Annotated in this window: 26 protein-coding genes; 16 read left to right on the forward strand and 10 right to left on the reverse strand. The window is 61.4% G+C overall.

Annotation, left to right across the window (positions count from 1 at the left end):
- Window positions 1-98: 98 nt before the first annotated feature.
- Entirely contained in the window at window positions 99-533 is a 435-nt protein-coding gene (locus CW354_RS05745) for an iron-sulfur cluster assembly scaffold protein (protein WP_104829101.1), read from the reverse strand.
- 21 nt (window positions 534-554) lie between these two features.
- Window positions 555-1,250 (reverse strand): pirin family protein, encoded by a 696-nt coding sequence (locus CW354_RS05750; protein WP_104829102.1) that lies wholly within the window; start codon window positions 1,248-1,250, stop codon window positions 555-557.
- A gap of 298 nt (window positions 1,251-1,548) precedes the next feature.
- Between CW354_RS05750 and CW354_RS05755 the strand changes: the two genes are divergently transcribed.
- Window positions 1,549-2,094, forward strand: coding sequence for a hypothetical protein (locus tag CW354_RS05755; RefSeq protein WP_133162196.1), 546 nt, complete (start codon window positions 1,549-1,551; stop codon window positions 2,092-2,094).
- A gap of 25 nt (window positions 2,095-2,119) precedes the next feature.
- Here CW354_RS05755 and CW354_RS05760 read toward each other — a convergent pair whose 3' ends face one another.
- A complete protein-coding gene (locus CW354_RS05760; protein WP_104829999.1) occupies window positions 2,120-3,142 on the reverse strand; it encodes a TIGR00341 family protein in 1,023 nt (340 codons plus the stop codon).
- A gap of 4 nt (window positions 3,143-3,146) precedes the next feature.
- On the reverse strand, window positions 3,147-4,520 hold the full coding sequence (gene cysS / locus CW354_RS05765) for a cysteine--tRNA ligase (RefSeq protein ID WP_104829104.1): 1,374 nt from the start codon (window positions 4,518-4,520) through the stop codon (window positions 3,147-3,149).
- Between the two features lie 128 nt (window positions 4,521-4,648).
- Between cysS and hisI the strand changes: the two genes are divergently transcribed.
- On the forward strand, window positions 4,649-5,050 hold the full coding sequence (hisI, locus tag CW354_RS05770) for a phosphoribosyl-AMP cyclohydrolase (protein WP_104830000.1): 402 nt from the start codon (window positions 4,649-4,651) through the stop codon (window positions 5,048-5,050).
- Here the strand turns inward: hisI and CW354_RS05775 are convergent.
- Window positions 5,047-5,610, reverse strand: coding sequence for a TetR/AcrR family transcriptional regulator (locus CW354_RS05775; RefSeq protein WP_104829105.1), 564 nt, complete (start codon window positions 5,608-5,610; stop codon window positions 5,047-5,049). The genes hisI and CW354_RS05775 overlap by 4 nt on opposite strands.
- A gap of 191 nt (window positions 5,611-5,801) precedes the next feature.
- On the opposite strand from CW354_RS05775, the gene CW354_RS05780 reads away from it, so the two are divergent.
- The 3 genes from CW354_RS05780 to CW354_RS05790 are packed head-to-tail and all read left to right on the forward strand — an operon-like array spanning window position 5,802 to window position 7,116.
- Window positions 5,802-6,014, forward strand: a complete 213-nt coding sequence (locus CW354_RS05780; protein WP_104829106.1) for a hypothetical protein — start codon at window positions 5,802-5,804, stop codon at window positions 6,012-6,014.
- A 44-nt stretch (window positions 6,015-6,058) separates the two neighbouring features.
- A complete protein-coding gene (locus tag CW354_RS05785) occupies window positions 6,059-6,463 on the forward strand; it encodes a nuclear transport factor 2 family protein (RefSeq protein ID WP_104829107.1) in 405 nt (134 codons plus the stop codon).
- A gap of 20 nt (window positions 6,464-6,483) precedes the next feature.
- Window positions 6,484-7,116 carry a pyridoxamine 5'-phosphate oxidase family protein gene (locus CW354_RS05790; RefSeq protein WP_104829108.1) on the forward strand — a complete coding sequence of 211 codons (633 nt, stop codon included), beginning with the start codon at window positions 6,484-6,486 and terminating at the stop codon, window positions 7,114-7,116.
- A 14-nt stretch (window positions 7,117-7,130) separates the two neighbouring features.
- Here CW354_RS05790 and CW354_RS05795 read toward each other — a convergent pair whose 3' ends face one another.
- Window positions 7,131-7,829 (reverse strand): DUF2270 domain-containing protein, encoded by a 699-nt coding sequence (locus CW354_RS05795; protein ID WP_104829109.1) that lies wholly within the window; start codon window positions 7,827-7,829, stop codon window positions 7,131-7,133.
- A gap of 65 nt (window positions 7,830-7,894) precedes the next feature.
- On the opposite strand from CW354_RS05795, the gene CW354_RS05800 reads away from it, so the two are divergent.
- Window positions 7,895-9,265 carry an MATE family efflux transporter gene (locus tag CW354_RS05800; RefSeq protein WP_104829110.1) on the forward strand — a complete coding sequence of 457 codons (1,371 nt, stop codon included), beginning with the start codon at window positions 7,895-7,897 and terminating at the stop codon, window positions 9,263-9,265.
- Here CW354_RS05800 and CW354_RS05805 read toward each other — a convergent pair.
- Entirely contained in the window at window positions 9,262-10,320 is a 1,059-nt protein-coding gene (locus CW354_RS05805; protein ID WP_243396320.1) for a quinone-dependent dihydroorotate dehydrogenase, read from the reverse strand. The two genes, CW354_RS05800 and CW354_RS05805, sit on opposite strands and share 4 nt — an antisense overlap.
- On the reverse strand, window positions 10,317-10,673 hold the full coding sequence (locus tag CW354_RS05810; RefSeq protein WP_104829111.1) for a DUF952 domain-containing protein: 357 nt from the start codon (window positions 10,671-10,673) through the stop codon (window positions 10,317-10,319). The genes CW354_RS05805 and CW354_RS05810 overlap by 4 nt, the downstream gene beginning before the upstream one ends.
- A 97-nt stretch (window positions 10,674-10,770) precedes the next feature.
- Here CW354_RS05810 and CW354_RS05815 point away from each other — a divergent pair, with 97 nt between their 5' ends.
- Both CW354_RS05815 and CW354_RS05820 read left to right on the forward strand, forming a co-directional pair.
- Entirely contained in the window at window positions 10,771-12,135 is a 1,365-nt protein-coding gene (locus CW354_RS05815; protein ID WP_104829112.1) for an SLC13 family permease, read from the forward strand.
- Window positions 12,132-12,533 carry a hypothetical protein gene (locus CW354_RS05820; protein ID WP_133162197.1) on the forward strand — a complete coding sequence of 134 codons (402 nt, stop codon included), beginning with the start codon at window positions 12,132-12,134 and terminating at the stop codon, window positions 12,531-12,533. Before CW354_RS05815 ends, CW354_RS05820 begins: the two co-directional genes overlap by 4 nt.
- Here CW354_RS05820 and CW354_RS05825 read toward each other — a convergent pair.
- Both CW354_RS05825 and CW354_RS05830 read right to left on the reverse strand, forming a co-directional pair.
- Window positions 12,530-13,765, reverse strand: a complete 1,236-nt coding sequence (locus CW354_RS05825; RefSeq protein ID WP_104829114.1) for a hypothetical protein — start codon at window positions 13,763-13,765, stop codon at window positions 12,530-12,532. The genes CW354_RS05820 and CW354_RS05825 overlap by 4 nt on opposite strands.
- Window positions 13,766-13,785: 20 nt before the next feature.
- Window positions 13,786-14,220: a tellurite resistance TerB family protein gene (locus tag CW354_RS05830; protein ID WP_104829115.1), complete on the reverse strand. Its 435-nt coding sequence runs from the start codon at window positions 14,218-14,220 to the stop codon at window positions 13,786-13,788.
- A 181-nt stretch (window positions 14,221-14,401) separates the two neighbouring features.
- Here CW354_RS05830 and CW354_RS05835 point away from each other — a divergent pair, with 181 nt between their 5' ends.
- From CW354_RS05835 to CW354_RS05870, 8 genes are all read left to right on the forward strand, one after another.
- Window positions 14,402-15,985 carry a lysine--tRNA ligase gene (locus CW354_RS05835; RefSeq protein WP_104829116.1) on the forward strand — a complete coding sequence of 528 codons (1,584 nt, stop codon included), beginning with the start codon at window positions 14,402-14,404 and terminating at the stop codon, window positions 15,983-15,985.
- A gap of 142 nt (window positions 15,986-16,127) precedes the next feature.
- Entirely contained in the window at window positions 16,128-16,808 is a 681-nt protein-coding gene (locus CW354_RS05840; protein WP_104829117.1) for a VPLPA-CTERM sorting domain-containing protein, read from the forward strand.
- A 180-nt stretch (window positions 16,809-16,988) separates the two neighbouring features.
- Window positions 16,989-18,338, forward strand: a complete 1,350-nt coding sequence (locus tag CW354_RS05845) for a mechanosensitive ion channel domain-containing protein (protein WP_207764689.1) — start codon at window positions 16,989-16,991, stop codon at window positions 18,336-18,338.
- A 61-nt stretch (window positions 18,339-18,399) separates the two neighbouring features.
- Window positions 18,400-19,077, forward strand: coding sequence for a DUF6629 family protein (locus tag CW354_RS05850; protein ID WP_104829119.1), 678 nt, complete (start codon window positions 18,400-18,402; stop codon window positions 19,075-19,077).
- A gap of 641 nt (window positions 19,078-19,718) precedes the next feature.
- Window positions 19,719-21,668 carry a PrkA family serine protein kinase gene (locus tag CW354_RS05860; protein ID WP_104829121.1) on the forward strand — a complete coding sequence of 650 codons (1,950 nt, stop codon included), beginning with the start codon at window positions 19,719-19,721 and terminating at the stop codon, window positions 21,666-21,668.
- A 94-nt stretch (window positions 21,669-21,762) separates the two neighbouring features.
- On the forward strand, window positions 21,763-23,085 hold the full coding sequence (locus CW354_RS05865) for a YeaH/YhbH family protein (protein ID WP_104829122.1): 1,323 nt from the start codon (window positions 21,763-21,765) through the stop codon (window positions 23,083-23,085).
- A complete protein-coding gene (locus CW354_RS22995; protein WP_133162198.1) occupies window positions 23,082-23,384 on the forward strand; it encodes a hypothetical protein in 303 nt (100 codons plus the stop codon). Before CW354_RS05865 ends, CW354_RS22995 begins: the two co-directional genes overlap by 4 nt.
- Window positions 23,381-24,874, forward strand: coding sequence for a SpoVR family protein (locus CW354_RS05870; RefSeq protein WP_104829123.1), 1,494 nt, complete (start codon window positions 23,381-23,383; stop codon window positions 24,872-24,874). The genes CW354_RS22995 and CW354_RS05870 overlap by 4 nt, the downstream gene beginning before the upstream one ends.
- Window positions 24,875-24,906 lie beyond the last annotated feature (32 nt).

Consider the following 24,906-nt stretch of genomic DNA (forward strand, 5'->3'; position numbering starts at 1 on the left):
TGTCGACTTGAAAAGTGGCCCTTAACCAAGCGCGTTCAAGGCGTCCGGCATGACAAAAACGTTAGACGCCGGTTCACACGCGCGCGATCACCCTGTTTTTAAGAACCGAAACCGAGTTGATCGAGACAGGCGCAGACCGCCTCGAAGACGAGCAGGGTCGAGGCGTGACGCTGCGGGTAGTCGCGGATGGGCTCGAGCATGGCGAGATCGGCCCAGCGCTCGCCTTCCGGCGGCGCGCCTTCTTCCTTCAGCATGGCGCGCATCTGATTGCGCAGAACATATAATTCCTTTGCGCTGGCGCCGATGATGTTGCGCGCGAGAATGGAGGCCGAGGCCTGGCCCAAAGCGCAGGCCTTCGCCTCCATGCCGAAATCGGAAACGTGATCGCCATCCATCGCCAGATCGACCGTTACTTCCGAACCGCAGACGCGGCTCGATTTGGTCGCGCTGGCGTCCGGCGATGGGAGGCGATGCGCCGGCGGGATCGCCGCCGCCGCATCGAGAACGCCGCCTGTATAAAGCTCGCTTAGCATCAGGCCCTATGTGGCGGTTTTTTACGGCAAGTCAAACAGCAGGACTTCACTGTCCGCGAGCGCAGTGAAGGAAATCTCTTCCTCCTCCGCGATCTTCGCGCCGTCGCCGGGCTGCATGGCGAGCCCGCCGATTTCGACGCCGCCTTTGGCGACCTGCAGCCAGCCGTAACGGCCCGGCCCAAAATCATGGGTCAGGGTTTCGCCCTCCTTGACGATGGAGGCGTAAAGCGACGCATCCTGACGAATGGCGAAGGAGCCGTCGCGCCCGTCGGGCGAGGCGATGAGCTTCAGGCCGCCATTGCGCGCATCGCCGACTTCGCGTTCTTCGTAACGCGGGGCCGCGCCTTTCTCGTTCGGCAGGAGCCAGATCTGGTAAAGATGCAGGGGCTCGGTATCGGAAGCGTTGAACTCGCTATGGGTCACGCCCGACCCGGCGGACATATATTGCACCATGCCCGGCGTGATGACGCCGCCGCCGCCAGTCGAATCCTTATGGGCGAGCGCGCCTTCCAGGACATAGGTGATGATTTCCATGTTCTCATGAGGGTGCGTCGGGAACCCGGCGCCGGGATTGATCCGGTCCTCATTGATCACCCGGAGCGCCCGATAACCCATATGGTCCGGGTGATAATAATTGGCGAAAGAAAAAGTGTGGTGCGTGTCGAGCCAGCCATGATTGGCGTGGCCCCGGTCGACGGCTCTGCGGATACTGATCATAAGACCTCCTCGCCGGCCCTTTAATAGCCTCTGGCGATTCTCGTTGTGCGGATAATTCCTGAACCATCTGGGAGCCCGGCGCGCCTTTAAAAAGAGGGCGCACGAAGCCGTGAACAGGCCGTCCCCTCGCTTTCGCCCCGCCCGGCGAACGCTTCGCCGCAAAGGCGATTGCCCTTCGCCCGGCGCGCCCTCACTCTCCCGCCCATAAAGCGCCGGGCGGTCGCGTCGCCCCGAGGTCCGGGCGCATGAAATTAAGAGGGACTTTCAAGCGAAGATGAGACAAAAAAAGGAAAAGGACATGACCGAACGCTTCACGCTCAAAAACACGAAAATCTGGCTCGCCGCCGGCGCCGCCGCACTCGGGCTCGCCGTTGCGGCGCCCGCCGCCCTTGCCGGGAATTTCACAGACAAAGCCGTCAGTTTTGACGGCGTCAATCTCAACATCAATGACGACGAAGACCTCCTGCAAACGCTGATCGACATGGATGCGGAAGACATCGCCGATCTGCGCGAGGAAATGGCCGATGCGCGCGCCGACATCAAGGACGCGATCGGCGATGTCGAAGAGGCGCGCCGGGAAGCCAAGGAAGACCCCAAGACCGCCGGGTTTGTGGACATCGCCTTCGCCGCAGCGAGCGCCAGCGTCGAATCCAGCACAAGAGGCGTTTTCGACAACGTCTACGCCGCCCTCGACCGCGCCGAAAGCAATCTCGACGCCGGCAAGGTCGAGGTGAGCGATGCGGAATTTGAGGAAACCAGCGAGGCGATCGCCGTCATCCGCGAGGAGCTCGCCGGCGTCGAAGCCGCGCTCGATGAGCTTCTGGCGGCGATGAAAAGCTCTTAAGCCGTTTTTCTAAAAAGTCGGGCGGCTAATCCGCAAGGACCGGCACGCCCGGCACGGATCCCGATGGCGCGAAGAGAACGACCGCCACCAAAACCGCCAAAAGAGCCAGAAGCGAAATCATGTTGATTTTCGACGCGCGGGCCGCCGCCTGTTTTTCAAACCAGGTGCGCGGCCGCACGCCCTTGAAAATGTAGATCGCCTGCGCGGCGAGCATGATGCAGGTCACATTGATCATCAGCAAAAGCAGAGAGTGGCCGAAATCCCCGAAATCGCCGGCGCCGAAAAAAAGCCCGGCGGCCGCGGCCGGCGGCAACAGCGCGACGGCGACCATAACGCCGACCAGCGCCGCAGAAATCCCGGCGACAATGGAAAGCGCGGCGGCGACGCCGGCCGCGAGCGCCAACACGACGGAATCGAGGCCCGCCACGGTGCGGCTCATCAATTCCCCGCTTTCCATATTGGCGCCCACCAGCAAGCCGATCAGCGCCGCCGTCGTAAAACCGACCGCCAGCCCAGCGGTGGCGTTGCGGCCCGCGCGCATCAAAAGCTTCATGTCGCCAAGCGCGGCGCCCAAAGAAATCGCGAGAATGGGGCCGAGCAAGGGCGCGATCACCATGGCGCCAATCACCGCGGCGATGTTGTCAGCGTTCAAGCCCAGCGCGGCGACGATGGAGGACGCGAATGTCAAAAGGAAGAAGTCGATGCTGAGTTCGGCGCCGTCCGCCACGTCCTCATAGATTTCCTCGCGCAGGGCGACGTTTTTCCTGGCGCCGTTTTTCTCGCGGTCCGTCTCTTCTTTGTCCTCCGGCTTCGGCGCCGTCGCCTCCACCGGCAGGACGATGATGCGCCAGTTCTTTTCATGGCCGCAGATGCTCTGCAGCGCGTCGACGAGCCCTTGCGCGCCCTCCTCAACGAAAAGCGCGCGCAGGACCGAGCTGTCGTCTTCTTCCGTTGTGGAGAACCGCGCATGGGTGGGCTTGTGGTCTTCGACGGCTTTCTCGACCTGATCGCGCTTTGAGTTCGGAAAGACGGCTTCGATCAGGCGCATGAAATCAGCTCCGCCGCCAGGTCGCGCCCTGGGGCCCGTCTTCGAGAATAACGCCTTTCGCGGCGAGGTCATCGCGAATTTGGTCGGCGCGGGCGAAGTCTTTCACCTTGCGGGCCTCGGCGCGCTCGGCGATCAGGGCTTCGATCTCCTCCGCCGTGGGGCCCCCGCCGGCGCCGCCTTGAAACCAGGCCGCCGGGTCTTCATTGAAAAAGCCCATGAGCCGGCCGGCGTCGCGCAGGCGGCGGATCGCCTTCGTCTTCGCTTCGCCGTCCATCTGCCCCGCAATGTCGCGCAGCTCGTGCAGCCCCGCATAGGCTTCCGGCGTGTTGAGATCGTCTTCGAGCGCCAGCATGACGCTTTCCGGCGCATCGCCGGTTTCTTCCGTAAACGGAATTTCTTCAAGCAGGCGATAAAACCGGTCGAGTTGTTTCTTCGACTGCTTCAACAGCTCTTCGGTCCATTCGAGCGGCTGGCGATAATGCGCCGACAAGAGCGCCCAGCGCACGACCTCGCCATGCCAGCCTTTCAAGAGGTCATGGGCCAGGACGATATTGCCGAGCGATTTCGACATCTTGTCCTCGCCCATGCGCAAAAAGCCGTTATGCATCCAGTAGCGGGCGAGCGGCGCGCCATGATGGGCGCAGGCCGATTGCGCGATTTCGTTTTCATGATGGGGAAATCTGAGATCCTGCCCGCCGCCATGAATGTCGATGGTCTCGCCCAGTTCGCTTTCGATCATCACCGAGCATTCCAGATGCCAGCCCGGACGGCCGCGGCCCCAAGGGCTGTCCCACCCCGGTTCGTCGTCCTTCGAAGGTTTCCACAAAACGAAATCCGCCGGGCTTTTCTTGTAAGGCGCGACCTCGACCCGCGCGCCGGCGATCATCTCGTCGCGGTCGGCACCGGAAAGCTTGCCGTAATCGGGATAGGCGTCGACGGAAAAAAGGACATGGCCTTCCGCCGCATAGGCCGCGCCCTCCTCGATCAGATGCTCCATCATGGCGATCATCGGCCCCACATGGCCCGTCGCTGTCGGTTCGAGATCGGGGCGCAACACGCCGAGCGCGCCCATATCGGCGCGATAGATGTCGGCGAATTTTTCGGTGATGGCGCCGATCGGTTCGCCGGTCTCGCGCGCCGCCTTGATGATCTTGTCGTCAATGTCGGTGATGTTGCGCGCATAGACGACGTGGGACTCGCCGTAACGCGCGCGCAGCACCCGGTAGAGAAGATCGAAGGCCACCGCCGAGCGGGCGTTGCCGATATGGGCGTAGCTGTAGACCGTGGGCCCGCAGACATAGAGCGTCACCCGCTCCGGATCGGCGGGCTGGAATTCGCGCTTTTCGCGCGCCATCGAGTCATAGATCGTCAGGGGCATAAGTCACCGACAAGGGGATTGCGTCTTCCTCTTGGCCCCGTTGCTAGCCGCGCCGCTCGGCGCTGGCAACAAGCAGGCGCTCGAAGAACCCGCTTCCCTGCCCCGGGAAGGCTGCTATGGTCCGGCCCATGACAGACGCATCGCCCTTCGCCGATCCGAAAAATCTCGATGACAAGATCGAGGAAACCGCCCGTTTCGCCCCGAAATTCGGGGCCGACGGCCTTCTCCCCGTGGTCGCCACCGAGGCCGGAACCGGGCGCCTTTTGATGCTCGCCTATATGAACGAAGCGGCGCTGGCGAAAACCATCGAGACCGGCGAGGCCTGGTACTGGTCGCGCTCGCGGGGCGAACTCTGGCGCAAGGGCGCGACGTCGGGCCATGTCCAGAAGATCGCCGAGATCCGCACCGACTGCGATCAGGACGCAATCGAACTCGTGGTCGAGCAGACCGGCCCCGCCTGTCACACGAACCGCAAGTCCTGTTTTTACCGGATTGTCGTTTCGGCGGACAAGTTGAAGATGAAAGACTAGACGCCGGCCGCCGCCAGCAGGTCTTCCGCAGCGGCGCGCGCATCGGCGACGATGGTTTTTGGATCGTGCAGATGCGCCAGAACAATGGCGCCTTCCTTCAGCAACAGGATCTGCCGGGCCAGCCGTTCAGGCGCTTCGGCGCCGGCCTCGCGCGCAAGTTTTTCGAAATAGGCGAACAGCAGTCTTTTATGCTCCGCCGCGGCGCCATGGATCGGATGCGTGCGGTCCTGATATTCCGACGACGCCTTGATGAACATGCAGGAGCGGTAGTCCGGCTCCGCGAACCATTCCCCCAGGACGTCGAACACCGCCAGGAGCCGCCCGCGGGGATCATCGGCCAGCGCCTCCACGCGCCGGATGAGCCAGTTGCGGAACTGCTCGTCGCGCAGGCGCAAGGTCGCCAGGATCAGCTCTTCCTTGGTGCGGAAGTGCTTGTACATGGCGGTCTTGGAAACGCCGGTTTCTCTCGCCAGCGCGTCCATGCCGAGGGCGTGAAAGCCATCGCGATAGAACGCTTTCAGCGCCTTTTGAACCAGCTCATCTCTTTTTGAAGCGCTCAAAACTCAAAACCTCCGATACTGATCGGTAAATGTATATTGCGTCGCCTCAGATGCAAGGCCCCGCATATATTTCCGGAAATTCCACGACAGAAGGTTGACAGATCGGTTACCTCCATCTATGTGACATTAACCGATCAGTTACCCTTTGCCTTCCGCATATCCCGCAGGCCCCATAAACGGAGAGAGACCCCATGACCCACATGACTAAGCCAGCCACTTTCTACCTGCGCCAGATCAACCAGATCGCGCTCGGCTTCAGCGTCGCCACAGGGCTCATCATGACCGCCGGCATTCTCGCCATGCTGGTGCTGTTCCCGCCCTCGGCCCATCAGACGCGCAGCGCAGACAGCGACGCCGTCATCATGCAGGCGGCCCATTCGGGCCCTGCCGCGCCGGCGGACTGAGCCCCCCTAGCAACCGTCATAAAGAAAAAAGAAAAGGAACCCTCATGACCAAACTTGTCCCGCCCTTCACCGCCGAGACCGCCCGCGCCAAGGTGCAGGCCGCCGAAGACGCCTGGAACAGCCGCGATCCCGGCCGCGTCTCCCTCGCTTATTCGGAAAATTCCGAATGGCGCAATCGCGATACATTTTTAAACGGCCGGGAAGAAATCAGGGCGTTTCTCACCGAGAAATGGGCGCGCGAAATCGACTACAAGCTGAAGAAGGAATATTGGGCGCATACGGACAACCGCATCGCCGTGCGCTTTGAATATGAATCGCGCGACGAAAACGGCCAGTGGCGGCGCAGCTACGGCAACGAAATGTGGGAGTTCGACGAAGACGGCCTGATGCGCCGGCGTTACGCCAGCATCAACGACCTCCCTATCGAAGAAAAAGACCGGCGCTTATAGCGCCGCACAGGGAGAACTTCATGGCCCGCGCTTTTTCAAAAATCGCCTTTACCGACACGGTTCGCGCCCTGCAGGCAAAGCACGGCTCCGCCGGCGCCTATGCGAAATTCCTCGCCCCCGAAGCCCCGCCGAACGATTCCCTCGGCGAGGCGGAGGCGGCGTTTATCCGCGCGCGCGACGGATTTTATCAGGCGACGGTGTCGGAAACCGGCTGGCCCTATGTGCAGTTCCGCGGCGGGCCGCCCGGCTTCATGCATGTTCTTGATGAAAAAACACTCGCCTATGCGGATTTTCGCGGCAACCGCCAATATCTTTCCGTGGGCAATCTCTTGGGGAACGGCCGCATCGCGCTCTTCTTCATGGATTATCCGAACAAGCGGCGATTAAAGCTGTTGGGACAGGCGAGCATTGTCGAAATGGAAGACCATGCAGACTTGGTGAACAGCCTTCACACGCCCGGCTATGAGGCGAAACCGGAACGCGCTATGATCATTTCGGTCGCCGGGTATGACTGGAACTGTCCGCAACATATTCCGCAGCGCTACACGCTCGAAGAGATGGCCTCGACGCTGTCGCCTATCCGCGAAGAACTGGCGGCGCTGCGCAGGGAAAACGCCGACTTGAAAGAAAAACTCGAGGCGAAAGGCGGCTAGCGCCCAAACCCAACCTAGCCCATGCCGCCAACGCCCTCGCGGCGGCTGTGGACAAGCTTGTCGAGATGATAGGTGCGGAGCGCTAGGACAATCCAAGCGGCGTGAAAGACGATCCCCAGCGCGAGGATGAACGAGCCGTGAAACGGTCCCACCGCCATGCGCGTGAAAAGCTCGTCTACGGATGAAATCGGCGTCGGATGAATGATGATCTTGCCGGCGTATGCGATCGCCTGAAAAGCGAATATCCACATATAGTTGCGGCGCAAGCGCCGGCCCATGGCCCGCCAGAAGCCGATATGATATTGCGGCGTCAGATAATCCTTCGCCAGAACGTCCTGCCACTGGCCCGGATCGGGACGCGCCGAGCGAAGCAGCAAAGGCGCGTAGAAATTCGTTTCAATCCAGCGGCAGCGCGCGCGCCAGACATTGAAATAGCGGTAGCGCCGCGATTCCAAAATGAGAAACATGCAGATTAAAATGCCGACCAAGAGGAGCGGCAGCGGCGAGGCCTGCGGCGTCGCATAAGTGATCGACAGCGCGATGCCGAGCGTCACCACCGACCAGTTGGTGGTGTTGTCGAGCCGCGTGCGCCAGATGGTCGAGCGATAGACCTCGCCCCGGTAAAGATGGGCGAGCGCGCCGATTTCCGATGAGTCGAGCTTGTTGCCCGTGCCCCCCGGCGGCGACTCCCATTGCTCCCATTGTTCTCTCATTGCCCGCCATTGTCCGCCGTTCGCCCCGAGGTGACAAGCCGCGCGAGAGCGATTAGGCGGAAGAGATGACCGCAAGCGCCGACACAATTTCCTATCGCGCCATCCTGCGCCTCGCCTGGCCGGCCTCGGTCGCCGCGTCGGTGACGCCGCTTCTGGGCGCGGTCGACGTCTGGGCGCTGGCCCAGTCGGCGCGCCCGCTCGACATCGCCGCCGTGGGGCTCGGCTCGGTGATCTTCTCGCTCGCCTACTGGACTTTCGGCTTCATCCGCATGAGCGTTGCGGGGCTCACCGCGCAAGCCGCGGGCGGCGAAGACGAGGCGGAAGCGCGCGCCTCCCTCATTCGCGGGGCCATGATCGGCGGCGCGGTCGGGCTCGCGCTTGTCGCCCTGCAACTCCCCATCGGCTATTTCGCTTTCGAGCTCCTTTCCACCGGATCGGAGGCGAGCGCGGAAACCCTTTCCAATGGTCGGACCTATTTCGACATCCGCATCTGGGGCGCGCCTTTCGCCCTCGCCTCCTACGCCGCCTTCGGCTGGCTGACTGCGCGTGGGCGCACGGATTACCTGATGGCCGTCAGCGTGTTCATGACGGCGCTCAATATCGCGCTCGATTACTGGTTCGTGGTGGGGCTCGGCTGGGGCGCGGCCGGCGTCGCCGCGGGCACGCTGATCGCGGAAATCACCGGCTTTCTTGTCGCCGTCCTTTTCGTTCTTTCCGTGATGAAAAGCCATGGCGGGATCGCCGCGCACTGGCGCCCGGATAATTTTTGGCATCCCGCGCGCGTCAAACGCACCCTGTCGATCAATTTCGACATCTTTATCCGCACGCTCCTTCTCGCCTTCTGCTTCGCTTGGTTCGTGCAGCGCTCGGGCGCCTTCGGGGACGCGACGCTGGCCGCCAACCAGGCGCTGTTGCAGCTCTTTCTGTTTACGGGGCTGGCCCTCGACGGCACGGCGATCGCTGCGGAGACGCTCGTCGGCCAAGCCCTAGGACGAAAGAAGGGGGGGGCGCGCGACCGCGTTGCGGCGAAGGCGCGCTACGTCATGGCCGTGCGCAAGACTTTCATCCTCGCCGGCGCGGCGGCGGTCGCCTTCGTTCTTTTCTACTGGCTCGCGGGCGATCCGCTGATCGCGCTGTTAACGCCGGAAGGACCGATCCGCGCGGCCATGAAAACCTACATGCCATGGGTGATCGTCAGCCCCCTGATGGTGGTCATTGGTTTTCAACTCGACGGAATTTTCATCGGCGCGACGCGAGCGACGGAAATGCGCGATTCGATGATCGTGTCCGCTTTCATCTTTATCCCGGCCTCGCTCTGGTTCGCCGGGCAGTGGGGCAATCATGGGCTTTGGGCGGCGTTCTCAATCTATTTCCTGTTGCGCGCGGCGACCCTCATGGTCTGGCTGCCGCGCATCGAAAAATCTTTCGCGAATTAACGCGCGGCGGCGCCCACCGCCTCGGCGATGGTCTGAAACCCATCCGCATCGAGATATGAGGGCAACTCATTGAGAATGCGCAAAAGCAGGCCCGGCCCTTCATAGACGAGCGCCGTATAAAGCTGCACGAGAGACGCACCGGCGAGGATTTTTTCATAAGCGTCCCGCGCCGAAGAAACGCCGCCGACGCCGATGAGCGGAACCTCCGCGCCGACAGTCCCGTAGAACTCTTTCAACAGCGCTGTCGACATGGCGAAAAGCGGCTTGCCGGAGAGGCCGCCTTTCTCTTCCGCCTTCGCGCTGCGCAAATTCGGGGCGCGGGTGATGGTCGTATTGGAGATGATCAGCCCGTCGAGCGCCGTGGCGCGCGCGATATCGGCGATGTCCGCCTTGTCTTCGTCGGCGAGATCCGGCGCGATTTTCAAAAACACCGGCGTTCCGGGCGCCGCGTCGTCCCGCGCCGTCAGAACGCGGCGCATCAGTTCTTCGAGCGTCGACTTGCCCTGCAGCGCGCGCAAGCCCGGCGTGTTGGGCGAGGAGATGTTCACCGTGAAAAAATCGACGAGCCCGGCCAGCCCCCTGACGCCCGTGACGTAATCTTCCGCACGGTCTTCTGAATCCTTATTGGCGCCGAGATTGACGCCGACAATGCCTTTGCGCTCGCGCGCTTTCAATCGCGCCGCGACCACCTCGAGCCCGTCATTATTGAAGCCATAGCGGTTGATAACGCCCGCATCGGCGCGCAGGCGAAAAACGCGCGGGCGCGGATTGCCCTCTTGCGGACGCGGCGTCACGGCGCCGACTTCCACAAAACCGAAACCGAGATCGAGCGCCGCGTCGGCGGCCTCCGCATTCTTATCGAATCCGGCGGCGAGGCCCAGAATATTCGGAAAGGAAAGCCCGGCCACCTCCATGGCGAGGTGCGGCGTCTCAAGCGAGACTTTCGGTCCCCAGCCGTCTTTCAGCATGCGGATGGTGAGGTAATGGGCGGTTTCCGCATCCACTGCGCCCAGGACCTTCGCCCCCAGCTCGGCCAGCCAGACCGGCGTCCTCACTGCGGCTCTCCGAAAGAAAAGCCCTCGCCGTCGCGCCGGAGCGGGATGACGGCCGCCACGTCTTCCCGGCGCAGATCGCGATATAGGTGCGGGAAGGCCTCGCCCCGCTTCGGCGCAAGCTCGAATTTCACATCGTCCGCGATCGGCGCCAGCGGGATTTCCAGCGCCAGAAGATCGTCGACGCCAGCGAAATGCAGCCGCGCGGTTTCAAGCGCCTGCTCCTTCGTCGACAGATGCATATAGCCGTCTTTGAGGTCGATATCGCGCTTGGGCGCGACGCCGCTCGCTTGCGCTTCGCGCCATTCGGCGGCGCTCGCCAGCCTGTAGACGAATTCCGGTCGGGGTTTTGACATGGGGCTTCCCCTAGCGCGCTGCGCCAAAAGGGTCCAGCGCCAGTCTTCATGGCGTCAAGCTGGACGCGGGCGGCGAGCAAGGACAAAGTGCGCGCCCATGAAACCCATGCGCCTTCTTGGCGGCGCCCTCTTCGCCGCCCTCGCCGCTCTCTTGTCCTACGCCGCCGGCCTCGATCAGCCGGTCACGGCCACCATCGCGATCACGGCGCTCACCGCCTTCTGGTGGGTGAGCGAGGCCCTGCCGATCCCGGCGACGTCGCTGGTTCCTTTCGCGCTCTTCCCTCTCGCCGGGGTCCTCGACCAGCGTGAGGCGGCCGCCGCGCTCGGCTCTTACGTCATCGTCCTCCTGATGGCGTCCTTCATGCTGTCGAAGGCGCTGGAGCGCTCGGGAGCCCATGAACGCCTTGCGCTTTACATGATCAAGCTGGTGGGCGGCACGGGCCGCCGCCTCGTCATCGGCTTCATGGTCGCGGCGGCGGTGTTATCCATGTGGATATCCAACACCGCGACGACGCTGATGCTCGCCACCATGGCGTTTGCGATCCTGGCGCGCACGAACGATCCGAAGCTCGGCCCGGCGCTGCTGCTCGGCATCGCCTATGCGGCGTCCTTCGGCGGCACAGCGAGCCTCATCGGCACGCCGCCCAATCTCATTTTCGCGGAAAATTTCCTGCTCTCCACCGGCGAGGAATATTCCTTCCTGCAATGGATGAGCATCGGCCTGCCGGTCGTCATCGTCGGCCTGCCGCTGATGGCGCTTTACCTGACGCGCTCGCTTGCCGGCGTCAAAACCCCGGCGCTCCCCGATCCCGGCCCGTGGCGCACGGACGAAAAACGCACGCTGATCGTCTTCGCAATCGCCATCGCCCTGTGGATCACGCGCATCGAACCCTTCGGCGGCTGGTCGGGCCTCCTCGGCATGGAGGACGCCGGGGATTCCACCGTCGCGATCTTCGCCGTCGTCCTCATGTTCCTCGTCCCGAACGGCAAGGGCAGCGCGCTCCTCGACTGGAAGACGGCGGGCGACATTCCCTGGGGCATGCTGCTCCTCTTTGCAGGGGGCATCTGCATCGCCAGCGCCTTTCGCGCGAGCGGCCTCGACGTCCTGATCGGCGATCAATTGTCAGGGCTCGCCAATGCGCCGGTGTTTTTGATGATGCTCGGCCTTTGCCTTTCGGTGACATTCCTCACCGAAGTCACATCGAACACGGCGACGGCCAACCTCCTCATGCCGCTCCTCGCCGCGGTCGCGACGGGCGCGGGCATGAAACCGGAACTCCTGATGATCCCGGCCGTGTTCTCCTGCTCCTGCGCCTTCATGCTGCCCGTGGCGACGGCCCCGAACGCCATCATTTACGGCACGGGCCGCGTCTCCATAGGGCGCATGGCGCGCGAAGGCGCCGGGCTCAATATCATTGTCGCCTTTGTCGTCGCCAGCGTCTGTTGGGCGCTGCTCAGATGAGCGCGCTGAAAGCCGGCCTTGTCTATTTTCTGTCGGTTTTCGCCGTCGGCTTCATGCTCGGGACGATCCGGGTCCTCCTAATCGAACCGCATCTCGGCGCGCTCGGCGCCGTTCTTCTCGAAACGCCTTTCATCCTCGCCGCGAGCTGGCTTTTCTGCCGCTGTTGGATCGGGCGTTTCAATGTCCCCTCGGCGCTTGTCTCGCGGCTTGGGATGGGCGCTATTGCGTTCGCTTTGTTGATCGCTGCGGAAATTCTGCTTGGGCTTTACGGTTTCGGGCGCTCCCTCGCCGACCAGATCGCTGCTTGGAGGTCGCCGCCCGGCGCCCTCGGCCTTGCAGGGCAAATCCTGTTTGGCCTCTTTCCGCTCGTGCAAGGGCTGACAGAAAAGATCCGCTAGACATCCGCCGGGGCGGCGAAGATGACGATCGCGGCCGCCAAAACCACGCAGAAAGCAAACAGCGCCATCAGACCATAATTTTTGTTGCGCCGCGCGGCGAGCGCCGCCTGCAGCGATTGCAGGGCGTAATAGAGGACAAACGCTTTCGAGGCGTAGGCGATGATCTCATAGATGTTCGCGGCCCAGATGATCGCGATCGCCACGACCGCCGTCGTGACATCGCCCGCTTTCACCGAAACCTTGCCTTTCGCCGTTTCCGACAACAGCCCGCCAGCGCCATTCATGTCCGCGACCGCCGCGGAAAACTGCGAAGCGAGCGCGGCGAGTATGATCATCGGCGCCGCCGCCGCGCCGATGGGCGCCAGCATGTCGATGATCGCCGTCTCCCCGCCCTCTTCCGGCAAGCCGTTTTTGAAATAGCCGGTGATCAAGAGGACGAAAGAAATGTAGATCGCCGTCGACAGCCATTGGGCGCGGCGCATGGTTTTAACACGCATTTCGCCGTCATATTCGTCGCCGAGATAGCGCGAGGTCTCGAAGCCCTGCACCAGGATGACAAGCCCTAAGAGGATCTTGAACTCCGCCCAGCCATGAGGATGCGCCGGCGCCGTCCAGGCGAAATCGCCGCCCGCAAGCATCAGCCCCGTCGCAAGGCCAAGCGCCGCGAGAAGCCCCGCAATGACGCAAAGCTTGAGGCCCACGGCGGCGACCTCGAGCCGTTCGAGGGCGCGCAGGCCCCCGACGCCGCCCATGGCGCCGAGAAACGCGATCACCACGGTCGCGATGATCCGGATCCAGAAAGGATCGGTGATGTCCCCGAAACGAAGACCGAAAGCGGCGAAGAGATTGATATAATAGGCGACGGAAATGAAATAGGCGAGCGACAGGGTGCCTTGCGAGGCGCGCTCCAAGATGGAGACGGTTTTCGTATGGCCCTTCGCCAGCGCCGGCTCCACATGAGCGATGTTGTAACGGATCGCCGATCCGAAGAGATAGGCGATGAGGCACAGCCCGCTCATCGCGATCCAGGCTTTCGTCCCGGCCGCATGGGCGAGGATCGGCCCCGCCACCAGGAAGCCAGAGCCGATGATCGAGGCGAGCGGCGTCACCGTCGCCCGCCAGGACGGCGACGTCCTCAGCTTGGGATGAAAGAAGACGCCCAGACAAAGAAGGGCGACAATCATCAAAACGAGGTTTGAGGCCGAAAGAAAAGACGCGCTCGCCGCTTCCACCGGTTATGATCCTTTTCGGATCAGGACGCCCCTTCGAGCGTCATGTGCCGCGCCCGGGCCGAATGTTCGATCGCGGCGGCGCCGTCGTCACTAATGCGCAGCGCATCGCGAATAAGCTCAAGAATGCGGATTTCGGTAACGTCGAGCTTCTCGTCCGCGGTCACCACGTCGACAACGGCGGCGTAAGCCGTCTCGCTGAGAAAATCCGGCAGCGCCGCGGCCGCGGATTCAAGCACCTTGTGAAGCCCGCCCTCCGACGACATCAACTCGCCGCAGGCTTCAGCCATCGCCACCAGCCCGTTTTCGTCGGACTCGGAGAACATGGGAAAAGACCGCACCACCCGGCCAATGGTTCTGAGCTCATCATCCGTGATGGAGCCGTCGGAAGCCGACGTCATGACCATCAGATAGATGACCGCTTCCTGAGGGGTGAGATTGGCGAGGCTGCCGGCCATGGAAAGGCTCCTGTCTGAACGGGCGGGATCGGTTCGCCCGGAACCTAGCGGCGGGGCGGGGAAACGGCAACCGCGGCGAAGCGGCGAGCGAAAGCCGGCCAAAACCTGTTCGGGGCGGTCATTGACCTTGGCGCCTGCGGCGTTAAACCTCCCTTCTCTTTTGTTCCCGAAAGCACCCCCGATGACCGCCCTGCAGATCAAAGATTTCACCGCCGAAGACGCCGCCCAGGCCAAAAGCTGGCCGTTTCAGGAAGCCCGCTCCCTGATCAAGCGCATGGAGAAGGTGAAAAAGGACGGGCCGGTGGTGTTCGAGACCGGCTACGGCCCGTCGGGCCCGCCCCATATCGGGACGTTCGGCGAGGTGGCGCGCACCACCATGGTGCGCCGAGCCTTCGAGTTGCTCACGGGCCGCGAAACGCGCCTCATCGCCTTTTCCGACGACATGGACGGCATGCGCAAAGTCCCGCCCCATGTGCCGAACCAGGAACTGCTCAGCGACTATCTGCAAAAGCCGCTTACCGTCGTCCCGGACCCGTGGGACGAGCATGAAAGCTTCGCCCACCACAACAACGCCAAACTGCGCGCCTTCCTCGACCAGTTCGGGTTCCAATACGAGTTCATGTCGTCCACCGACTGCTATCGCGAGGGCGCGTTCGACGACACGCTGATCCGCGTTCTGGAGCGTTACGATCAGGTGATGGAGATCATCCTGCCGACGCTCGGCGAAGAACGGCGCGCCAGCTATTCGCCGATCCTGCCGATCTCGCCGAAGACGGGCCGTGTTCTTTACGTCCCGATGCTCGAGATCGACGCAAAAAAAGGCGAAGTCGTTTTCGAGGACGAAGACGGCGAGAAAACCCGCATGAGCGTCGCGGGCGGCGCGGCGAAGCTGCAATGGAAAGTCGACTGGGCCGGGCGCTGGCACGCGCTCGGCGTCGATTATGAAATGTCGGGCGAAGACCTCACGGAATCCGTGCGCCTATCGAACCGCATCGTCAAAACGCTCGGCGCCGAACCGCCGGCGGGCTTCAACTATCAGCTCTTTGTCGACGAAGAAGGCAAGAAAATTTCCAAGACCAAGGGCAACGGCATCACCATCGAGGAGTGGCTCACCTACGCCTCGCCGGAAAGCCTGTCGCTTTACATGTTCCAGAATCCGAAATCGGCGAAGAAGCTCTATTTCGACATCATTCCGAAAACGGCGGACGAATACTGGACGCATCTTGAAAAATATGCGGGCCAGGAAGGCGGCAAGGCGCTCGACAATCCGGTCTGGCATATTCACGAAGGCAAACCGCCGGCGGTCCTGCCGCCGGTGAATTTCGCCATGCTGCTCAATCTCGTCAGCGCCTGCGGATCCGCCGAGGCCGAGACGATCCGCGGGTTCATCCGCAAATATCGCCCCGATGCGAGCGACGCGGAATTCGCCGCAGCCGACGCCATGATCGGCTATGCGGAGCGCTATTTCGAACGCTTCATCAAGCCGACCAAAAAATTCCGCTCACCGACGGACAAAGAGCGCGCGGCGCTTGAAATGCTCTCGGCGCGACTGAAGGAAATCGGCGAAGACGGATCCGAAGACGACTACCAGACTGCGGTTTTCGATGCGGGCAAAGCGCAAGGCTTCGAAAACATCCGCGACTGGTTCAAAGGGCTTTACGAAGTGGTCTTCGGCCAGGAAGCGGGCCCGCGCATGGGCCCCTTCACCAAGATCTACGGCGCCGGCGCGACGGCGAAACTGATCGACGAGGCGCTGGCGCGCTGAGCCCGCATCGTCCGGCGGCGTACAATTCGGACAAAATCCTGGTTAACCGGCGTTATGTCTATTTTATACAATCACGCGCCGCCCGCCCGGTATATCTCCTTGCGCATGATCACTGTTGAGTAATGCGTGGGGAGTATTCCGCATGAAGATGAAATCCAAAGTCGCCGCCCTGGCGGCATCCTTAGTCATGGCCGGCGGCGCGCAGGCGGCGGTCCTGACTTACGAGATCTCTCATAATTTCTCGTCCTATCAGAACAATCTTGACGGCACCCCCGCGGCGCTGCCCGGCGGCGGCCTGTTGTCCGGCACGATCAGCTTCGACAGCGACACAAACGCTGTCCTTGACGCGACCCTGACCAGTTACTTGCCCGGACCGGGCGGCCGCACGTCGATCTATGATCTGGACGGCACGGAGCCGGACGACGACGTCACGACGACAGCAAGCCTCACCGCTAATGTGCTGACGCTGAACTCGCAGTATGATTACTTCAATGTCGCAGGCTCAGCCGCCAGACGGCCGGCGCACGGGGCGAAATTGACGCTCGATTTCGGAACCGGCAGCCTTGGCGATGCGACCCTTGTGGCCGCCGCTTCTGAGGCATTCTACAATTACGGTTGGCGTTTCACTGTTTACGGGCTGGCGAGGACCACCGGTTACCATGGCGGCCAGAACGGCGAGTTGACCTTCTCTCTCGCGGACGCCGACGGCGGCCCGGGCGATCCGGTTCTCGAAACGCCCCTGCCGGCGGCCTTCCCGCTGATGTTCGCAGGCGTCGCCGCGTTTGGCGCCGTCAGCCGGCGCCGGCGGGCGGATAACGCCTGAGCCGCCTTAACAGTCTCGCGCGAAAAGTCCCCCTCGCGCATCAAGCAAAAGACGAAGCCTCCCGCACGGGGCTTCGTCTTTTTTGTTTTTAAGGCTCCGTCCTCTCTTAACGGCCGCGCTTGGCCCCCGCGGCAACCATCCCCCGCAAGCATGTGTTATGCTGCGGGCATGGCGAGATTATTGAGAATTATTGCGGCCGGACTGGCGGGCTTCATGGCCGCGGGCGCCCTTGCGCTTGCACAGGACGCGCCGGCGGAAGATCCCGACCCCGTCATTGAAGCGGCGCCGCCGGGCGCCGGCGACGCGGACATCGCCGCGCGCATCGAGGGCATTTTCGCCGAGATCGATTCCCTGAAGGACGTTGACGCGTCGGTCTCCGCCGGGGTGGTGACGCTGTCGGGCGAGACCGCCACGGCCGACGCCGCAACGCGGGCGGAATCCATCGCGGCGCGGATCAACGGCGTCGTCACCGTCGAAAATGAAATCGAACGGGACGTTTCCGTTTCCACCCGCGTCACGCCGGCGCTCGGACAAGTGGAAAACGTCCTGCGCGAAGGCGCGCGCTCGCTGCCGCTTTTTCTGATGGCGCTGATCGTTTTTCTCGCCATTGCGGCCTTCGGCTTGCTTGTCTCCGGCTGGGGCGCGTTATGGCGGCGCATCACGCCGAACGCCTTCATCGCCGAAATCGCAGGCTCCACCGCGCGGGGGCTTTTCATCGTGCTCGGCGCAATCGCCATGCTCAGCCTTCTCGACGCGACGGCGTTTCTCGGCGCCTTTCTCGGCGCTGCGGGCGTGATCGGCCTCGCCGTCGGCTTCGCCGTGCGCGACACGATCGAAAATTACATCGCTTCGATCATGCTGTCCCTGCGCCAGCCCTTTCGTCCCAACGATCATGTGGTCATTGACGACAAGGAAGGCCGCGTCATCCGCCTGACCTCGCGCGCCACAATATTGATGACGTTAGAGGGCAACCATTTGCGCATCCCGAACGCCGCCGTCTTCAAGGCAGTGATTTTGAACTACACCCGCAATCCCGAACGCCGTTTCGATTTCGAACTTGGGGTCGACGCCGACGACGACCCGATCGCCGCCATCGACACCGGCGTCGCGGCGATCGCGGCGCTGGACTTCGTCCTGAAGGACCCGCCGCCGCTCGGCTTCATCCGCGCCGTCGGCGATTCCAACATCGTCATCTTTTTCGCCGCCTGGATCGACCAGCGCGGAGCCGATTTCGCCAAATCCCGCAGCCTCGCCCTCGCCGCCGCCAAGGACGCGCTCGAAGAGGCGGGTTTCGCCCTGCCCGAGCCGATCTACCGGCTGCGTTTCGACGAGAGCGCTCCGGCGATCCTCAGGGAAACCCGGCCCGACAGGACCGCCCCGACGCCGCCAGAAAAACCGAAACCGCCGCGCAAGCCCAAAAGTCCGGCGGCGCAGAATATCGCCCCGGACACCCATCTTGAGGAAAAGGTCGCCGAGGAACGCCGCGAACAGGGCGAGGACCTGCTCTCCAGCGCCGCGCCCGTGGAATAAGCCAACCGCGGCCAAGGGAAACCATTCGACGCCGGGAACGGGCGCGGCTAACCTCGCCCTCATGTGCTTTTCGGCAACCGCCAGCTTCACCGCCGCCGCCGTTCTCGGCGCCGTCGGCGCGGCGACGCTCGCCCAGAAACCGAAACCGCGCGACATGGCGTTCGCCGCCATCCCGCTTATCTTCGCCGCGCATCAGACGATCGAAGGCGCGATCTGGCTGCACCTCAATCAGGGAGACGCCGTTCCGAACGCGCTTGTCGTCGCCTTCCTGCTGATCGCGCAGGTGCTCTGGCCCGTCTATATCCCCGCAAGCGTCATCGCGATGGAGAAGGACAGGAAACGTCCCGGCCTGTGGGTCCTCTTGGCGGCGGGGGTCCTCGTCTCCGGGACGCTCGCCTATATTCTCATCTTCCATCATTACACCGTGAGCGCAGTTGCGGACGGCCTGCGCTATGCAACCGATCACGAATTCGAACGCCGCCTCCTGGCGCTCTATCTCCTTGCGACGGTTGCGCCGCTCTTCTTGTCGCGCCATTTTTATGTGGTGATGTTCGGCGCGGCGACGCTTCTGGGGGCCGTTGTCACCGTCCTCGCCTATTTTTACGCAGCCGCCTCAGTCTGGTGTTTCTTTTCCGCCGTGGCGAGCGTCATCGTCTTTCTCCATGTCCGGCGGTCCAATCGCGCCGCGCCTGACGAAAAAAACGTTGGGGAAACGTCAATGAATATTGACGCGGCGTAAATGAGAGAATTAGCAGTCGGCGCAGCGAAGCGCTAATCGCCTGAAAACAATGAGCCGTTCTCCTCCGCCGCCTTGGCGGAAGCCGCTAAAAACAAGCAAGACGATGTCACGCGGCGCAGACCGACGCATGCGCATTCCGGCGACAATAAAACTGTTCGCAAACGCATTGAAGCGCTATTTAGCTATCGCAACGATTCGCTTTTGATGTTATCTTATCCAATCACGAACAAACAATACGAAACGAAATATTAGGGGGCCTTCGGTTAACCTTGTTTCGCGTTTTAGAAAACGCGATGGGGTCAGGGTTTGCTGAGGCGGGCACGGGAACAAGACGGAGAGCGGTGAAACGAAAACGGCGAAGAGTATCGACTGACAGGGCGGGCGAACGACATGCCTTATTGCAATCACATGAATGCGAATGAAAAGACGGCGCGCCGTTCTTGCTTTCTGTCGAACGCAAACCATATCGATAAAAAGGGTTTGCCAAAGATGCGAAAGGCGCTTGAGTTTGAGCGCGCCGGTTTTGAAGGCGGAGTTGCGTAATGGGTGCGGGGGGCGCTGGTTTTGGCCAGCGCCTTTTTTAATTTCAAAAAAGGGCTGCGGGGCCCCGCGAAGAGCGAGTGAGAAGTGAGCGTGCGATCATGACTGAACAATCTCTCGATGTCTTTGACATTTTTTCCGAGGGCTACACCAAACACAAACAAGAGGCGATGAGCCTCAGGGATTACCTGCTGGCGGCGCGCGACGATCCGATGCTTTACGCAACGCCCGCCGAACGCATGGTCAAAGCCATCGGCGAACCGACGCTTGTGGACACGTCGAAGGACCCGCGCCTGGCGCGCATCTTCTCGAACCGAACCATTCGCCATTATGAAGCCTTCGAAGGCTTTTACGGCATGGAGGACACGATCGAACGCATCGTCTCCTTCTTCCGCCACGCGGCGCAAGGCCTCGAGGAAAAACGCCAGATCATCTATCTCCTCGGCCCCGTGGGCGGCGGCAAATCTTCGCTCGCCGAGCGCCTGAAAGACCTGATGGAGGAATATCCCATCTATGTCCTGAAAGCCGGCAACGAGATTTCGCCGGTCTTCGAAAGCCCGCTCGGCCTCTTCCAGTCGCAAGAGCTGCAGAGCCTGCTCGAAGAGAAATACGGCATTGAAAAGCGCCGCCTGACGGGCCTGATGAGCCCCTGGGCGGTGAAGCGCCTCGACGAGTTCGGCGGCGACATCTCGAAATTCGAGGTGGTGCGCGTCTTCCCGTCGAAACTGCGCCAGCTCGCCATCGCCAAGACTGAGCCGGGCGATGAAAACAACCAGGACATTTCGGCCCTTGTCGGCAAGGTCGACATCAGGAAGCTCGAACATTTCTCCCAGGACGACACCGACGCCTATTCCTATTCGGGCGGGCTGTGCCGCGCGAACCAAGGCCTTCTGGAATTCGTCGAGATGTTCAAGGCGCCGATCAAGGTCCTGCACCCGCTTTTAACGGCGACGCAGGAAGGCAATTATGTCGGCACCGAAGCCTTGGGCCCCATTCCGTTCAGCGGCATCATTCTCGCCCACTCCAACGAAAGCGAGTGGCAGCAATTCCGCAACAACAAGAACAATGAGGCGTTCCTCGACCGCATCAATGTGATCAAGGTGCCGTACTGCCTGCGCGTCACCGAAGAACGCCAGATTTACGAAAAGCTGCTGGCGCATTCCGAACTCGCCAACGCATCCTGCGCGCCGGAAACGCTCGATCTTCTCGCGCGCTTCTCGGTCCTCACGCGCCTTCGCGAACATGAAAACTCGAATCTCTATTCGAAGCTTCGCGTTTATGACGGCGAAAAGCTGAAAGACACGGATCCGAAAGCCAAGACCATGCAGGAATATCGCGACGCCGCCGGCGTCGACGAAGGCATGGACGGGATTTCGACCCGCTTCGCCTACAAGGTGCTGTCGGAAACCTTCAACTTCGACACCGACGAGGTCGCCGCCGATCCGGTGCACCTCATGTATGTGCTCGAGAACTTCATCAAGCGCGAGCAATATCCCGACGAGACCGAGAAACAATATCTCGATTTCATCAAGTCGGAGCTGTCGGCCCGCTACGCCGAGTTCATCGGCAAGGAGATCCAGAAGGCTTATCTCGAAAGCTACGCCGAATACGGCCAGAATCTCTTCGACCGCTATATCGCCTATGCGGACGCCTGGATCGAGGATCAGGATTATAAAGACCCCGACACCGGCCAGCTTCTCGACCGGGCGACGATCGACGCCGAGCTTTCCAAAATCGAAAAGCCGGCGGGCATCGCCAATCCGAAAGACTTCCGCAACGAGGTCGTGAAATTCGCGCTTCGCGCCCGGGCGAACAATGAGGGCAAGAACCCGAAATGGACGTCCTATGAGAAACTGCGCAATGTCATTGAAAAGCGCATGTTCTCCCAAGTCGAAGACCTCCTGCCGGTCATCTCCTTCGACTCCAAGAAGGACACCGAAACCGCACAGAAGCATGAAAGCTTCGTCGAACGCATGACCGAACGCGGCTACACCCCGCGCCAGGTCCGCCGCCTCGTCGAATGGTATATGCGCGTTAACAAAGCTGGCTGATCGGCCGGCCAAATGACGGGATTAGGACAGGGATTTGGGGATTGAACATTTGTTGCGTAATCTCATCCCTGAAGCCTGATCCCTGGTTCCTGTTATGAATTCGTTCCACTTCATCGACCGGCGCAAGAACCCCAAGGGCAAGTCCTTGGGCAACCGTCAGCGTTTCCTGAAACGCGCCAAGGCGCAAATCAAGGACGCGGTGAACAAGTCCCTGCGCGACCGCTCCATGAAGGAGATCGACAAGGGCGAAAAGATCACCATTCCGTCGAAGTCGACGGCAGAGCCGCGCTTTTCCCATGACCGCGAACAGGGCGAGCGCGAGGCGGTCCATCCCGGCAACAAGGAATTCTCCGCCGGCGACAAGATCAAGAAACCGCCGAAAGGCGCCGGGCGCGGCAAGGGCAAGGAAGCGAGCGATTCAGGCGAAGGCGAGGACTCCTTCCAGTTCACCCTGACCCAGGACGAATTTCTCGACATTTTTTTCGAAGACCTGGAACTCCCGAACCTCGTCAAACGCTCCCTGAAGGAAATCAAGTCCTATGCTTACAAGCGTGCGGGGCTTACCGTGGCGGGCTCGCCGACAAATATGAATCTCGTCAGGACCATGAGGAACGCCCATGGCCGCCGGCTGGCGCTGAAGCGCCCCTCGACGAAAGAGATGAACGAGCTGAAAGAGCGCCTGTTCGAGCTCGAAAAGATCGCCAGCCCCTCCGAAGAGGAAATCGCCGAGAAAAAGGCCGTTCTCGAAAAGCTCGAAACCATGGAGCAGCGCCGGCGCTTTACGCCGTTCATCGATCCGCTCGATCTGCGCTACAACGCCTATGAGCCGACGCCGGTGGAGACCACCGCGGCGGTGATGTTCTGCCTGATGGACGTCTCGGGCTCCATGGGCGAGCGCGAGAAAGACCTCGCCAAGCGGTTTTACATGCTGCTCTATCTGTTCCTCAAACGCCGCTATGAGCGCGTGGAAGTGGTCTTCATCCGCCACACCCACCATGCCGAAGAAGTCGACGAAGAGACGTTTTTCTATTCGCGCCAGTCGGGCGGCACGGTGGTCTCGACCGCGCTTGAAAAAATGCTCGAGGTGCAACGCGAGCGCTTCCCCGCCCATGAGTGGAACATCTATGTGGCGCAAGCGTCCGACGGCTTCACGCAATCGGGCGACGCCAAACGCTGCGTCGAGATGCTCGACGAAGACGTCATGCCGGTCTCGCAATATTACGCCTATATCGAGATCCTCGACGAGCGCGAGCTTGAGGTGTTTTCCGACGCCGATTCAGGCGCCGAACTCTGGCGCGCCTACCGCACCTTCGCGCCGAAATGGCCGAACTTCGCGCAAACGCGCATCGCCCGGCCTCAGGACATCTTCCCAGTCTTCCGCGAACTCTTCGCCCGCGACACGCAGGAGGCGGCGTGAGCTATATTATTGCGGGCATAATCGGCGTTGGCTGGGCCATTATTTTACAACGTCCCATCAAAAAACTTACCGCGGCGAACCATCCCAGCGATTTGCGCAACCAGTTGTTTGGAACACTGGCCGTAACTTTAGCGCTTCTTCCATTTTTGTTCTGGAAAGCATTGCCTGTTGAACTGCCTCTGCAACCATTAGCATGGGGCGCTCTTGAGAAAGAGATTGCCATGTCATGGTTGCTGGCGGGACCTGCAAGCCTTCGGGTTTTGTTTCATGTACTATTCGTGAAAAGGGCCTCAAAATGAGCGCGGTCTCCGAAAAACTCCCCCTCATCTACAACGAAGCCGACTGGGACTTCGACGCCCTGAAGCGCGCCTATGACGCGATCGAGGACATTGCGCTGAACGATCTCGGGCTCAATGTCTATGCAAACCAGATCGAGATCATCTCGTCCGAACAGATGCTCGACGCCTATTCCAGCCACGGCATGCCGCTGATGTACAAGCACTGGTCCTTCGGCAAGCATTTCGCCCGGGACCAGATGAATTACCAGAAGGGCTATTCCGGTCTCGCCTATGAGATTGTAATCAACTCGAACCCTTGCATCGCTTATCTCATGGAAGAGAACACCATGACGATGCAGGCGCTCGTCATGGCGCACGCCTCATTCGGCCATAACCACTTTTTCAAGAACAATTATCTCTTCCGGCAATGGACGGACGCCGACGGCATCCTGCCCTATCTCGACTTCGCCAAGAAATATATTTCGAAATGCGAGGACGAATACGGGCCCGAAGAAGTCGAGGCGGTGCTCGACGCCGCCCATTCCCTGATGGATCAGGGCGTCTTCCGCTATAACCGCCCGCCGCGCCTGTCCGACGCCGACCGCCTGGCGCGCATCGCCGCGCGGATCAAGCATGAGGAAACGAGCTTCAACGACATCTGGCGCACGCTCCCCAATTCCGAAGAGCCGGACGACGAAAAGGAAGTGCGCCAGCAGGAAGTCAAAAACATCCAGCTTCCCGAAGAGAACATTCTCTACTTCATCGAGAAAGCCTCGCCGGTGTTGCGTCCCTGGCAGCGCGAGATCGTTCGGATCGTCAGGAATATCGGTCAGTATTTCTATCCGCAGAAACAGACGAAAGTGATGAACGAAGGCTGCGCCACCTTCGTCCACCATTACATCATGAACGAGCTTTATAATCGCGGCCAGATTTCAGAAGGCGCGATCATGGAGTTCCTGCACTCTCACTCCTCGGTCGTCTTCCAGCCGGAATTCGACGATCCGCGCTATTCAGGCATCAATCCTTACGCGCTCGGCTTCGCGATGATGGAGGACATCAAGCGCATCTGCGAAGACCCGAAAGAGGAAGACCGCGACTGGTTCCCCGACATCGCCGGGTCGGGAGACTGGCGCGGCATTCTGAAAGACGCCTGGGAGAATTTCCGCGACGAAAGCTTCATCCTGCAATATCTCTCGCCCACGGTGATGCGCCATTTCCGCATGTTCGCCATCGATGACGATTCCGAAGAAAGCCATATAGAGATCGAGGCGATCCATGACGACCGCGGTTTCCGCAGGGTGCGCCAGATTCTGGCCGGCATGTACGATCTCGGCATGCACGAGCCGAACATCCAGGTCGTCGGCGCCGATCTCGAAGGAGACCGCACCCTGCAGCTGCGCCACATGGTGCATAACGGCCGCACGCTGAACGAAAAAACCTCGGCCGCCGTCCTCACCCATATCGAAACGCTGTGGGGGTATGACGTGACGCTGGACGAAGAAGACGCTTAAGATTTGAAGCTGAGGCCTCAAATCGTCGCAAT

This window comes from Hyphococcus luteus (assembly GCF_002943565.1).
Lineage (GTDB): Bacteria > Pseudomonadota > Alphaproteobacteria > Caulobacterales > Parvularculaceae > Hyphococcus > Hyphococcus luteus.